At 32.2% G+C, this 13,411-nt stretch carries 3 protein-coding genes; all 3 read left to right on the top strand.

Features of this window, described 5'->3' with window-relative positions; all coding sequences use genetic code 11:
- The first annotated feature begins 73 nt into the window (after positions 1 to 73).
- The 3 genes from QBK95_RS17920 to QBK95_RS17930 all read left to right on the top strand — a co-directional run bounded on the left by QBK95_RS17920 (position 74) and on the right by QBK95_RS17930 (position 13,383).
- Positions 74 to 1,936, top strand: coding sequence for a tetratricopeptide repeat protein (locus QBK95_RS17920; RefSeq protein WP_280935928.1), 1,863 nt, complete (start codon positions 74 to 76; stop codon positions 1,934 to 1,936).
- 323 nt (positions 1,937 to 2,259) lie between these two features.
- Positions 2,260 to 5,262 (top strand): beta strand repeat-containing protein, encoded by a 3,003-nt coding sequence (locus tag QBK95_RS17925; protein WP_280935929.1) that lies wholly within the window; start codon positions 2,260 to 2,262, stop codon positions 5,260 to 5,262.
- A 297-nt stretch (positions 5,263 to 5,559) separates the two neighbouring features.
- The gene (locus tag QBK95_RS17930) at positions 5,560 to 13,383 is read left to right on the top strand and encodes a hypothetical protein (protein ID WP_280935930.1); all 7,824 of its coding nucleotides are present in this window, start codon (positions 5,560 to 5,562) and stop codon (positions 13,381 to 13,383) included.
- Positions 13,384 to 13,411: the final 28 nt, after the last annotated feature.

Here is a 13,411-nt window from a genome sequence, read left to right on the forward strand (position 1 = left end):
CCACTTTTTATCACTTAAAAAAGTTTTATACCCAACTTTGAACTGTTATCATTGCACTAAAATCCCCTTATTCATGAGAAAAAATATCCCCTTAGTTTTTCTATTGTTCTGTATTTCTTCAATAGGTATTTCCCAAACAAAGATAGATAGCTTACAACAGAGATTAAAAAATGCACTTTCAGAAAAAGCACAATTAGGCGTTTTGGATACGTTGACAAAGGAAATGATACGAGATAATCATCCTGAACAAAGAAAGTATTTGGATCAGACAATTGCATTAGCAAAGAAACAAGGAGATTATGATTTGGCAGCGTCAAAAACTCGATTTGTTGCTCAAAGCTATATTTATAATAGTCAACCTGATTCTGCTATTTATATAGCAGAAGAAATGTTAAAACATAAACCAAAGTTTACTACTCCAAAATCCGAAGCACACTTATTACTGAAACGTGCTGGGGCATATTTTAATAAAGAATTATTAAAAGAAGCTTCTGAAGATTATGATGCTTCGGCTGAACTGTTTTTGTCTTCAGGAGATTCAATTTTTGCTGCGGACGCTCGTTTTTTTGCAGGTCAAGTATATACGAATCTAAGAGATTTTTTGTTATCTGTCGATCGATTTGAAGAGGCATATAAGCTGTATGATATATTAGGAGATACTACATACGCAAATTATGTGTTAGGAGAATTAGCTGGTATATATGGAAGGAATAAGTTCTTTGATAAAGCAATTTTTGAAAGAAAAAAAGCACTTGAAGGATTATTAAAAGCCAAAGATTATAAAGGAATAGGTATCGTTTATGCGCAACTAGCAGGAAATTTCTATAGTAAAAAGGAATATGAAACCTCAAAAAAATATGCAGATTCAGCTCTAAAGTGTATTGATAGTATTTCGAGTAAGATTAACAGAGCATTAGTTAGAATGCATGCAGAAAGAATTAATACGGATTATTATTTGCAAAAAAACGATTTAGAAAAAGCTAAAAAACATCTGGATATTGCAGATAATCAAAGAATGCTTACCGATGCACCAGAATATTATAATACAAACTTATTATTACTTAAAGCAGCTTATTATAAAAAAACAGGGGAGTATAATACAGCAAAAAATGCATTAGAAGAACTATTGGCGAAAAAAGAAAAAGTCAATGATTTAGATAGATCTGTTAGAGCAGCACGACAAATAGCCGAAATATATGCAATTCAAGGTGATTATAAAAAGGCATATGATCATAGCATGAATTATATAATAAGTAAAGATTCCCTTAATAGTTCGATAAAAACGAATACTTTTCTATATTATCAATCACAATTTGAAGCAGAAAGAAAAGACAATGAGATTTTTAAGAAAAAAGCAAAAATTGAAATTCTTCAAAAGAATAAGGAGATCGAAGAAGGAAAACAAAAAGTATTGTGGATTGCATTATTGTTTATTATCATCATAACATCTGCAATTAGCTATTTCATATGGCAAACAGGTAAACGTAAACGTAAAGCTTTATTTGAGAAAATAAAACAAGATAAAACTGCTTTAGATGAGTTCACAAGTCAATTGTTAGATAAAAGTAAAATACAAGAAGAACTTACAAGAGAATTAGAAGAGTTAAAAACTAATATTGGGGAGAAGGATACTTTAAAAAAACTCCAGGATTTGGCAGCCTTAAAAATTCTTACTCAAGATGATTGGTATACGTTTAAGCATAAATTTACGATGGTATATCCTACTTTTTTTAAAAACTTAAAAAAGAAAAATTACGAGCTTACTAAATCTGAAGAACGTCTGTTAGCCATGGAAAAACTCGACTTAGACAATACCGAAATTGCAAATATGCTGGCTATTTCTCCCGATAGCGTCATTAAAAGTCGTTCTCGTCTTCGTAAAAAGATCAACGCACCTAAAGGAACGCCTATTTTGAAGTATTTAGAAGCGTCATAAAAGTTGATGTAAAAGGATAAGTAAGAAACAACTTCCTTAATTAACAGGGTTTTATATAGGATTTATTTTGAATGCTAAGATTAATGAATTCTTCTCGAATTAACATTTCTGCCACTTTTTGTCACCATTAAAATTCTTAAAGAAACCTTAAAGTATTGTATTATTGCAGCTGCAAAATATCGATAGAGATTTAATGTTTTACAAGGCGTAAGTGCTTTTAAAACAATTGTTTGTGAATATTGTCTGGTTTTTGTCCAGCACTTTTTACTTGAAATTTTAATACAAATCGGTTTATTTGCTACAACTTTGATAAAGCCCCTTATATGAAAAGAAAACTACACCTACTAGTATTCACTTTATTTGTTGGAAATTACCTAACGCTTACAGCACAAACGCAAAACTATGTTGCTGGAGGTGCCCCGACACCAATTGAATCCACAACGACTAATACCCCTGCTCCTTATGATGGAACACAAACTTTTGCACCAGGTTCTTCGTTGACTACTGGTGATTGGAATGTTTTTCTAGGATCTGGAGCAGGAGCTTCTGTGGATAGAGCTAGTTACAATATATTTATTGGTCCTATGGCAGGTGCTGCTTATAATTTGAGTCCAACTGGCAGTAATTCAGATAATATTATCATAGGAGCTTTTGCAGGAGATCAAATCACATCAGGTGTTGATAATGTATATATTGGCAAATTTGTGGCACGTACTGCATCTGGAACGGATAACGTAGTGATTGGTGCGGAGGCAGGGTTGTCCTTAACCAGCGGATTTGATAGTGTAATTATTGGAGAACAAGCTGGGTACTCATTAACTACTGGTGGTGACAATGTAATCATTGGAGAAGATGCTGGATATAATTTAACCACAGGTTCAGATAACTGTTTTATAGGAAGTAGAGCTGGAGTAGAAAATACCACGGCAAGAGGTAATACTTTTGTTGGAGGAGAAGGAAATAATTCTGTTCCTAGTTCTTTAGGTGATGGAGTGACATACTATTTTGATGTCTATTCAAATGCAGTTGGAGAAGACAATACAACAGGAGAGGCTAACACTTTTATTGGGTCTGGAGCTGGAGCTGATAATGAAGATGGTTTTGCTAATACTTTTTTAGGATATGGTTCTGGATCTAATAATGAATTTGGTGATGGTAATACGTTTTTAGGATATGCTGCAGGTTTTGATAATAATCGTACTAGATCTTCAACTAATGCCAATAGAAACACTTATGTAGGAGCATTAACAGGAGGGACGAATAGAGAAGGTTCAGACAACGTAGGTATGGGATGGAAAGCTGATTTTATAGATAATGGAAACTTAGCAAATACCATAAATCATAGAAATGTTTTTATTGGAGCAGAAGCGTCAGTATTTGGAAATGATCAGGTTGTTATTGGTAATCAGGCTAGAGCTAGAGGAAATATAGGATCAATTACTATAGGATCTCAAAGTAGTACTACTAAAGCATATGCAGCAGCTATAGGATATGACGTGGATGTAACAACTGCAAATACTATGGCTTTAGGCGGCAATACAAGTACAAACAGAATGAGTGTAGGTATTGGTACTGTATCTGCAAATCAAAATGCTTCTTTAGAATTGGCAGATACAGATAAAGGTTTTTTGATCAATAGAGTAACCACAGTACAACGTACAGCAATGGAAACGTCTGCTGCTAGTGGTAGTGCACTTACAACTACAGATGCAGGATTGATGGTGTATGATACTGATTTAACTTCTATTTTTATATGGAATGGTACGGACTGGATAAATTCTACCCAAGATATCGATACGGATACTGACAATCAAATCATTGATGTTTTTCAACTTGATGGAAATAACTTACAATTGTCTTTACAGGATGATGCAGAGGATACTAAAAATGTAGATTTATCTGGATACTTAGACAATACAGATGAGCAGGCAATTTCACTATCTACAAACACATTAAGTATCACAGGAAATTCATCTATAGTTGATCTTTCCGATTATTTAGATAATACAGATAATCAAGATTTAGAGTTGTCTAATAATACTTTGAGTTTAAGCAATGATACTACCAGTGTTGATCTTTCTAGTTATTTAGACAATACAGATAATCAGGATTTAGAGTTGTCTAATAATACTTTGAGTTTAAGCAATGATGCTACCAGTGTTGATCTATCTACTTACTTAGATAATACAGATGCTCAAAGTATATCTTTAGCAACAAATACGTTGAGTATTTCTGGTAATGTTTCGACTGTTGATCTTTCTAGTTATTTAGATAATACGGATGCTCAAGATTTAGAACTTTCAAATAATGAATTAAGTTTGACTAATGATGCAAGCAGTGTTGATTTGTCGAGATATTTGGATAACACGGATGCACAATCAATTACATTGGCAACAAATACGTTGAGTATTTCAGGAAATGCTTCTACCGTAGATTTATCAGGATATCTTGATAATACGGATGCTCAAGATTTAGAACTTTCAAATAATGAATTAAGCTTGACTAATGATGTAAGCAGTGTTGATTTGTCGGGATATTTGGATAACACGGATGCTCAATCAATTTCGTTGGCAACAAATACGTTGAGTATTTCAGGAAATGCTTCTATCGTAGATTTATCAGGATATCTTGATAATACCGATGCTCAAGAGCTTTCCTTAAATGGTACTACCTTAAGTATTTCTGGAGGAACAAATATTATTGATCTTTCACCTCTTCAAGATGGATCGGGAACCGATAACCAAACATTGGATTTAAACAACAATAGGTTGAGTATAAGTGATGGTAACGTTATTGATCTTACGGCATATGTTAATACCGATACTCAAAATCTTACTGCTGCAACTTTAACAGGAACAGATCTTACTATAGAAATTCAAAATGGAAATTCGGTATCTGTAGATTTGACACCACTTATTTCTAATTTACAAGCGGATCTAAATACTGCACAAAATCAGGTAGCCACCTTGCAAAGTCAAATGACGGATGTTTTGGAAAGATTGCAAACACTAGAAGAATGTGCTTGTGAGCCACTAGGAGTAGAAGATGTTCCAGATGGAAAAGCAAATACTCCTAAGTTATATCAAAATATTCCTAATCCTTTTAATGGAACTTCTTCTATAAAATACTACCTGCCTTTAAACACAAATAAAGCTGCAATGGTATTTAGTGATGGAAGCGGAAAAGTAATTTCTAATGTACCATTATATGATCGTGGTGATGCAGAATTGGATATTAATAGTGAAGGTCTTACCGCTGCAGTATATTATTATACACTTTATGCCGAAGGACAAAAGGTAGCAACCAAACGTATGGTAATAGAATAAGTAATTCTTACTTAGAATTGCTATTGTTAAAAAGATGATTTTTAGAAATAAGATATATACGTATAAACTCGAATTAACATTTTTGCCACTTTTTGTCACCATTAAAACTCTTAAAAAAACCTTAAAGCATCGTATTATTGCAGTTGCAAAATATTGATAGAGATTAAGTATTTTAAAAGTTGTAAATGCTTTTAAAACAATTGTTTGTAAATATTGTCTGGTTTTTGTCCAGGACTTTTTACTTGAAATTTTAATACAAATCGGTTTATTTGCTACAACTTTGATAAAGCCCCTTATATGAAAAGAAAACTACCTTTCGTTTTTTTATTGTTACTTAATTGTGCATTAGTTGCACAGGAAACCGCCATTCCAGACGTAAACTTTGAAAACTATTTAGAAACCCATGATGCAGATGGAAACACAGTTGCTGTTGGAGATGTTAATAGTTTAGGAAATGGTGTAGAGTTTGATGGTCTAGTAACTACAGCTAGAATAGCGGTGGTAACTTCCTTGGATATTTCTGTGAATTTTATAGCTGACATCACAGGAATCGAAGATTTTACCGCTTTAGAATCTTTAGATTTTTCTGCCACAGGAGTTGGTGATTTCGATCTTTCTAATAACATAAATTTAAAGCATTTAAAGTGTTCTTCGGTAGGTTCTAGTAATATTGATGTAAGCTCAAATGTTAATTTAGAAACCTTGGATGTATCTAATAATAGTATGCTTTCAATTGATGTAAGTGCTAACATCAAGTTGAAAGAACTTAATATTTCTACCAATGGTACAACTTCTTTAAACTTAGGAAGTGTTTCTACCCTAGAAAACCTAAATGTTAGTAATAATAACTTAAGTAGTCTCGATGTAACTAATCTTTCAAATGTTACTGATTTAAATTGTGATACAAATTATGTTTTAAATATTTCTGATTTTAGCCCATTGACAAGTCTAGTCAATCTAAATTGCAGTAATACCAACTTGGGGAGTTTAGATGTATCTAATAATGTATTGTTAGAAACGCTTACAATTAATTTTATGTCAGGTTTTCATTTAGATCTTTCTAGTAATACAGCGTTAACAAGTTTATCGGCTAACAGTAGTGATTTAAATAGTTTAAATATTCAAAATGGAAATAATGCCAATATCACTTCTTTTGATGCTCGTTTTAATCAGTTTACATGTATACAAGTAGATGATCCTAACGCCGCTTATTTAAGTTCCTGGCAAAAAGATAACACAGCTTTTTTTCAATTAGATTGTAGTGAAACTAATATTCCTGATGAAAATTTTAAATATCATTTAGAAAATCATGATGCTAATGGTAATGTAGTTGCTGTTGGAAGCCCAAATAGTATGGGGAATGGAATTTTGGATGATGGAAAAGTTTTCACTTCGAGAATCAAAGATGTTACGTTTTTAAATATCTCAGGAAATAGTATTGACGAACTAGACGGATTAGAAGCCTTCGAATCCCTTGAAATATTAGATTGTTCGGATAACAATTTTAATGAGTTTGATTTTTCTCAATTACCAGAATTAAAAGAACTATATATACATGATCTGTTTTTCGCAGTATTAAATTTATCGAGCAACTTGAAAATAGAAAAGTTGATCTATAACAATGCAAACAGTACCTCTTTAAACCTAGGAAATAATAATGTAATTAAAGAGTTAGATATCAGTAATAATAACATCAGCTCATTAGACATTCCTTCGTATCCATCTTTAGAGATTTTGAATATAGCAAACAATGGGCAACTTTACAGAATCGATGTTCGTCTTTTAACAAACTTAAAGTACCTTAATGCTAACGAAAATGGCTTGTTTAGTTTAGATGTTCGTCAGAATGTGTTATTAGAAACACTTGCTATTGATAGTGCTTCAGGGTTTTATTTAGATCTTTCCAATAATACTGCATTAACCAGTTTTTCGGCTAATGAAAGTGACTTGAATAGTCTAAACATGAAAAATGGTAATAATGCTAATGTTACTTTTTTTGAAGCAAGACTAAATCAATTTAGTTGTATTGAAGTAGATGATCCTACAGCATCCTATTTGAATACTTGGGATGTGGATAATAATGTAGAATTTCGTTCAGATTGTAGAGAGACCAATGTTCCTGATGATAATTTTGAAAATTATCTAGAAACTCATGATGCAGATGGAAATGTAGTTTCTGTTGGTGATGCTTCTAGTATGGGAAATGGTATTGCTAATGATAATACTGTGTATACTTCAAGAATAGAAAGTGTTATAGAATTAGATATTTCGGGATTAACCATCACTGATGCCACAGGTATTGAAGATTTTGTAGCATTACAAACGTTAAACTGTTTCAATAATTCAATATCTAGTATCGATCTTTCACAGAATGTAGCATTACAAACCATAGCTATAGGAAGAAATAACCTTACAAGCTTAGATTTATCACAAAACCCAGCATTAACTTTTGTAAGTTGTTTACGAAACCAAATTACAAACTTAAATGTTTCCCAGAATACAATGTTGGAAACTTTAGGATGTAGTAATAACCAGCTCAATAACCTTGATGTTACCAATAACCCAGCATTAAAAACACTATCATGTTACACTAATCTTCTTGGTAGTTTGGATGTAACACAAAATCCATTATTAGAAGATTTGGATTGCGTAGATAATCAGCTTACCGTTCTGGACGTTTCTCAAAACTTAGAATTATTAGAATTACAGGCTTATGAGAATTCGTTAACAAGTCTTGATGTAAGTAATAATGTAAAGCTAGTCGAGTTATTTATAGAAGATAACCAAATTACGAGTTTAGATGTTTCAAAAAACACAGTTCTAGAAGATTTATCTTGCGCATACAATGCATTAACTTATCTCAATATAAGAAACGGGAATAATGCGAATTTAAACCCTAGCGATTTTGACATTCGCAATAATCCAGGATTAACATGTGTATCAGTAGATGATGTAACATATGCTAATACAACATTTACCAGAAAAGATGTTCAAACTGAATATAAACTGTTTTGCTCGGAAACCTATGTACCTGACGATAACTTTGAAGCATATTTAGAAACACATAACGAATTTGGTACCGTAGTGCCTGTTGGTGATCCAACTAGTTTAGGTAATGGTATTGCTAATGATGATTATGTAGGAACGGAAAGAATACAAAACGACATCATTTTAGATCTTAGTAATCAAGGAGTCGCTGATTTTACGGGATTAGAAGATTTTGAAAACGTAGAAAGATTGTATACAAATAGCAATACAATTTCCAACTTAGATCTTACGGCAAATACAAAACTAATTGAAGTAAGCTGCCAGTCTATGGGACTTACCAGTTTAAATATTTCAGGATTAACTTCATTAGAAATAGTAAGAGCTAGAGATAACAATTTATCAATGATAGATGTAAGCTCTAATGTAGCATTGCATACCTTAAATTTAGATGATAATAATTTTAGCAACATAGATTTAAGTGCAAATGCTGCACTAATTGATTTTAGAATAAGAGAAAATACGATAAGCACCTTAGACCTTTCAAGCAATATTAATTTAAAGAGTTTATATGTAGATGATAATTCACTATCCACTCTAGATGTATCAAATAATACGCTAATAGAAACATTACGATGTGGAGGGAATCAATTTACAACCATTGATATAGGTTTACTTACTAATCTTGATAGTTTTTCTATAGAAGATACACCAACACTTACGGTATTAGATATTACTAATAATACTAATCTCGAAGATATCGATGTTAGTAATACAACATTATCTGTATTAGATATTACGAATCAAATTAGCCTAGTAGAGCTTTATACAAACAATACTACAATTACTGATTTAGATTTTAGTAATAGCCCAGATATAGAATATGTAGAGTGTCAAAATGGACAATTAATATCCTTAAACTTTAAGAATGGAGCTAATAATAGTGGGATGGAAGTATATGCTACTGGAAATCCAAATTTAGTATGTATACAAGTTGATGATCCTACAGCTAGTTATTTGAGTAGTAGTAGCTGGGAAAAAGATGCTACTGCTAGTTTTAGTGATGATTGTAATTGGACTTATGTGCCTGATGATAATTTTGAAAATTATTTAGAAACCCATACCGCTACAGGAGGATTCGTTTCGGTTGGAGATCCAACAAGTATGGGTAATGGAATTGCCAATGACAATTATGTAACTACTGCTAATATTGAAAATGTAATAACCCTATTTTTAAATTTTCAAGGAATTACAGACTTTACAGGAATTGAGGCTTTTGCTTCTTTAGAGTTTGTAGTGTGTTCTGGTAATGTAATAAATACAAGTTTAGACTTTACTAGTAACACAAGTCTGAAAAGAATTGATGCTTCTGATATGGGATTAACCAGCATTGATATTACAGGATTGACTCTTTTGGAAAGAATTGATGTTTCACGAAATAATTTTACAACGATTGATCTTTCCACAAATACTGCTTTAAAAGAATTAATAGTTTCTTCTAATGAGTTATCTGGTTTAGATCTAAGTAATAATATCTTATTAGAAGATTTACAAATTCATGAAACAACATTAAGTAGTATTGATCTAAGCGTCAATGTGAATTTAACCAGAATTATAGCTTCTTTAAATCAATTTACTTCGTTAAATACTCAAAATAATACATTATTAGAAACTTTAAATTTAGTAGGAAACCCATTCACTTCTTATGATGTAAGTCACTTGCCAAACCTTCAAGATTTAAATTTAGGCGAAACCAATATTACTTCAATTGATATTAGTAAGAATGCTAATTTGGTAGAATTTGATGCAAGAGATATTAATGAATTAGTAGAGCTGAATGTTAAAAATGGGAACAATAACAACTTTACAGAATTTAGGGTAACGGGTTGTCCTAATTTAACTTGTATTGAAGTAGATGATCCAACTGCAGGTTATTTGTCGGGTTGGGAGAAAGATGCCACTGCAAGTTTTGCCGAGTATTGTCGATTTACAACGATTCCTGATGCTAATTTTGAAGCCTATTTAGAAACTCATAACGAATTTGGAGGAACTGTTGCTTTAGGAAGTGCCAATAGCTTAGGAAATGGAATTATTGATGATAATTTAGTACCTACTGGAAAAATTGAAGCAATTCAATTGTTAACTCCAAGAAATGAGGGGATACAAGATTTCACAGGAATTGAAGATTTCACAAATTTAATTCGTTTTTGGATCGATGATAATCCACTAACGAATACCGATTTAGATTTAACGAACAATCTACTATTAGAAACTGTAACTGCTGAGAATACAGGGATTACGAGTATTAATATAGCAGGGTTAATCGTATTAAGAGGTTTAGGAGCACCAAATAATAGTCTTACTACTATAGATATCTCTACCAATACAGGCTTAAAGTTTTTAAACCTAGCAGATAATGATCTAACTACTATAGATGTAAGTAATAATGATTTGACAAGCTTAACAGTTACCAATAACAGATTAGGTACGATTGATGTTAGTGGTCAAACCAATCTAGTCTCTTTATACTGTGAGAATACCAATATTACTACCTTAAATATTCAAAATAATGCGTTGTTAGAAAACTTAGAATGTGGTCTGAATCCATTGAGTAACCTAGATGTGACTCATCTTTCTGAGCTTCGCTATTTATCATTTAATACTACGAGTATTTCAGAGATAGACTTAAGTAATAATACTAACTTAAGTAGATTAGAATGTGATAGTACGCCGCTCACCTATTTGGATTTAAGTAATCAGAATACTTTGGATAATTTATCGTGTAAAAATGCACTTCTTACAGGTCTGAATTTAAGAAGTGGTAACAATACAGATTTGGATAATATAGATGTTACGGGTAATCCAAGTTTATCTTGTATTTCTGTTGATGATCCAGCTGCTGCAGTATTATTAGGAACTTGGTTAAAAGATGCTACTGCTAATTATGCAGAGTTCTGTAGGTTAACTTATGTGCCTGATGATGCTTTTGAGACTTTTTTAGAAAACCAAGGGTATGGTAACGGAGTAATTGACGATTATGTATATACTGCATTAGTAGAGGTCTCAGAAGGATTTAACCTGCATAATGGATTAGTTGCAGATATGACAGGTATCGAAGACTTTAGAGATATGTGGTTCTTAGGATGTCGTAACAATACGAATTTAACAAGTATTGATTTAAGTAAAAATACGAAGTTAACTACAGTTACTTTAGCGAATAATAATCTAACAAGTTTAGACTTAAGTAATAATCTGTTACTAGAAAAAATATATATAGATGGCAATGCTAATTTAGGACCTGTAGATGTTTCTATGCTTAGTAGTTTAAATACACTTAGTATCTCCAATACGGGTATTAACTCAGTAGCTATTTCTAATAATCCATTATTAAGATTATTGAATGTTAATGATAATAATTTTACAGAATTAGATATCTCTGCATATCCAAATATTATTCAATTAAGAATTGCCAATAATCAATTAACCTCGTTGAATGTTGCAAATGGAAATAACGATAATTTCACGTGGTTTGATGCTTTAGGAAATCCTGATTTAACTTGTATTAAAGCTGATAAAGTAGTTCAGTTATATCCAGATATTTGGCAAAAAGATGCTACAGCTAGTTTTGCATTATATTGTGATCTAACGTATATCGCAGATGTAAATTTTGAAAACTACTTAGAAACCCATGATGCTGATGGAAATGTAGTTACAGTAGGTGATCCTTTAAGCATGGGTAATGGAATCGTTAACGATAATGAGGTACCAACATCAAAAATAGAAACGGTTGTTGAGTTAAATGTTGAAAGCCAGGATATAGCGGACCTTACAGGAATAGAAGATTTTACCACGCTAGAATCACTGAATGTAGATTATAACGATTTAACAACTTTGGATATAAGTAGTATTGTTAACTTGAAAATTTTAGATGCAGCAGAAAATGATTTTATCTCACTAGATTTTACAGGTCACCCTAGCTTAGAAGAAGTGGAGTTAAGATCAAATTCGATAACTAGTTTGCTGGTGGATAATAATCCGACTTTGAGAGTTTTAGGGGTTGGTAAAAATGCTTTGACCAGTCTTGATGTAAGCTCTTGTATACAACTCGAAGAACTTGCTGCTCATCAAAACCTGTTAGAATCATTGAATGTTCAAAACGGTAATAACAATTTAATAACTGACTTTTTTGTTCTTTATAATCCTGATTTAAGCTGTATCCAGGTAGATGATGCTAACGCAAGTTATTTATCTAGTTGGGAGAAAGATGCTACTGCAAGTTTTAATACCAACTGTAGTTTTGTGACGATATCACCAAAAGTATTTCTACAAGGAGCGATGCTCAATCCCAATGCTGGCGAAGAAAGCTGGATGCGCGATGATCTTAGAGTTACAGGGTATATTCCTAATGCTTCTCCTACAGAGCCTTCTTTTATAAATGCAGGAGTATTAGACGTTACGGGAGCAGATGCTATTGTGGATTGGGTAATTATAGAACTTCGAAATTCAACAGATAATACAAATATTGAAGGCCTTGTGGGAGCATTGTTACAAAGAGATGGCGATGTAGTGGCTTTGGATGGTGTGTCTCCAGTAATTTTATACGAACTACCAGGCGACTATTATGTAGTGATTAAACACCGTAATCACTTAGGTGTTATGTCAGCCAATACAGTATCATTATCACAATCCACAACCAGTATTGATTTTACTGATGGTAGTGTTACTACTTATGGAACTAATGCGCAAACAACTTTTGGGATGCCAACAGGAGTATCAGCGATGTGGGCAGGAGATGCTAACGATGATGGTAAGATAAACCTGATCGGAAGTCCTAACGATAGTAATGAGATCGTAAATGCAATACTGAATGATCCACTAAATATTTTTGGCCTTTATGGATATAATATTTCGGGATATACTGCTGTGGATATGAATCTAAGTGGGAATACTCAGATCATAGGAGCTAATAATGATGCGAGTTTGATCAATAATAATATCCTGAATCATCCATCTAATATTTTTAATCTATATGGATTTATAATTACAGAACAATTGCCAGAAATGATTAGTACCAAACAAATGACAAGGGATAAAGCTTTATCAATAAAGGCTAAGAGCTTAAGCAAAGAACAATAAAATCCCTTATTAAAGAAACTTTAATGTT

It is taken from the genome of Aquimarina mycalae (assembly GCF_029906345.1).
GTDB lineage: Bacteria > Bacteroidota > Bacteroidia > Flavobacteriales > Flavobacteriaceae > Aquimarina.

What these genes read in the sequence shown, in the direction of transcription:
- QBK95_RS17920 (WP_280935928.1), top strand. Translation starts at nt 74, where the DNA reads ATGAGAAAAAATATCCCCTTAGTTTTTCTATTGTTCTGTATTTCTTCA.
- QBK95_RS17925 (WP_280935929.1), top strand. Translation starts at nt 2,260, where the DNA reads ATGAAAAGAAAACTACACCTACTAGTATTCACTTTATTTGTTGGAAAT.
- QBK95_RS17930 (WP_280935930.1), top strand. Translation starts at nt 5,560, where the DNA reads ATGAAAAGAAAACTACCTTTCGTTTTTTTATTGTTACTTAATTGTGCA.